Source organism: Synechococcus sp. H55.9 (genome assembly GCF_047462355.1).
GTDB lineage: Bacteria > Cyanobacteriota > Cyanobacteriia > Thermostichales > Thermostichaceae > Thermostichus.
The window spans coordinates 11,312-12,944 of record NZ_JANSJB010000076.1 but is presented as its reverse complement, the minus strand read 5'-3'; the positions used below and the strand labels follow the sequence as shown (position 1 = coordinate 12,944).

Sequence of the window (1,633 nt, the reverse complement as noted above, 5' to 3'; positions counted from 1 at the left end):
GTCTGATAGACTAAGCCTAAGGTTAAGAAATGATAATTTTATGAACGTGCTGGTTGTGGGGGCAACGGGAACGCTGGGCCGTCAGGTGGTGCGGCGGGCCATCGAAGAAGGGCATCAGGTGACTTGTCTGGTGCGAAACCCGGCCAAGGCTGCTTTCTTGAGTGAATGGGGCGCCCACCTCAAGGTGGGGAACCTACTGCAGCCCAGCACGCTCCGAGCGGCGATGGAAGGCGTCGAGGCGGTGATCGACTGTGCCACGGTGCGGGTAACCGACACCCTCAGCGCCCGCCAGGTGGATTGGGATGGCAAAGTTGCTCTGATCAATGCGGCACGGGCTGCCCAAGTGGGCCACTTCGTCTTTTTCTCCATCATGGGTGCTCAGCATGAGTACCCCAATGTGCCCCTGATGAATTTCAAGCACCACATCGAGAAGTACTTGATCGGATCCCAGATGCCCTACACCATCTTTCGTCCGGCGGGCTTCATGCAGGGATTGATCGGCCAGTATGCCATCCCCATTTTGGAAGAGCAAATTGTTTGGGTAGCCAGCGAGAGCATCCCCACAGCCTACGTCGACACCTTAGATGCAGCCCGGTTTGCTGTGCGATCCCTTAGTGTCGAAGGCGCCAAGCAGCAGATCTTCCCTTTGGTGGGGCCCAAGGCCTGGACATCCCAAGAAGTCATCGCCCTGTGCGAGCAGCTCTCCGGCAAAAAAGCCAAGGTCAGCACCATGCCCTTGGGACTGCTGCGAGGAGCGCGTAAGGTGGCCCAGTTCTTTCAGTGGAGCTGGAACATTGCCGACCGGCTGGCCTTTGTCGAGGTGATTGCTGCCAAAGAACCCATGCATGCCGATATGACAGCTGTGTGCGAAACCTTGGGGATTGAACTGACCTCTCTGACCTCGCTTGAAGATTACCTGGCCGAGTATTTCCAAAAAATGTTGAAACGGATTCGCGAACTCAAGGTCAAGCAACCCAAAGTCAAGACGCCTTTCTAGGGCATTGCTCTTGATCTTCATAGCAACTTCACAATAGCAATTCCATAGCGACTTGATTGAGTAGCGGACTGGGGAGAAGAGCTGAACTGGGGCGCGCCCGTCCTGCTGGATCGGAAACAGCACCGGAAACTGGATCCACCCAACCGCGGATCCTCAGGTTTCCAAGGAGCTTGTTCCCATCTACCCTATAGAAGTAGTGAGGATAAAAAGCAAGGTGGTCACAACAACAGAGACCACCTGGCTACCCGCTCTTAAAGCATAGACTCTTACCTAGAGATCTCATCGGAAAGTTCAATTTTTATCTATCTCGGTTCTCCGCTAGGATGCTTTTTAAGATTTCTTGCAGGATCTCAGCGAGTGTTCCAGTTTGGCCAAGATCCCTGGCCGAAGGAGGATTATGAGCTTGAACGGGCTGATCACAACTGCATGGCTCATTCCCCTCTATGCCTTGGTGGCGTGGACGGGAGCGCTAATCTGGTCCCCAGGAATTACCCGGCGCACAGGACCCCGTCCGGCGGGCTATCTGAATGCGCTGCTGACTTTGCTGGCGTTCTTGCACAGTGTAGGAGCGCTGGTGGCAATTTGGGATCAGCCGTCGCAGGTGATTCGGCTGCCCTGGCTGCAGGTGGGGGATCT

General features: G+C 55.2%; 1 protein-coding gene and 1 pseudogene. Both read left to right on the top strand.

Going from position 1 to position 1,633, the window contains the following annotated elements:
- Nucleotides 1-40: 40 nt before the first annotated feature.
- On the top strand, nt 41-997 hold the full coding sequence (locus NW857_RS09990; protein ID WP_414333025.1) for an NAD(P)H-binding protein: 957 nt from the start codon (nt 41-43) through the stop codon (nt 995-997).
- Nucleotides 998-1,394: 397 nt separating this feature from the next.
- A pseudogene (locus tag NW857_RS09985) lies at nt 1,395-1,633 on the top strand (NAD(P)H-quinone oxidoreductase subunit F); the annotation flags it as partial.

What these genes read in the sequence shown, in the direction of transcription:
- NW857_RS09990 (WP_414333025.1), top strand. Translation starts at nt 41, where the DNA reads ATGAACGTGCTGGTTGTGGGGGCAACGGGAACGCTGGGCCGTCAGGTG.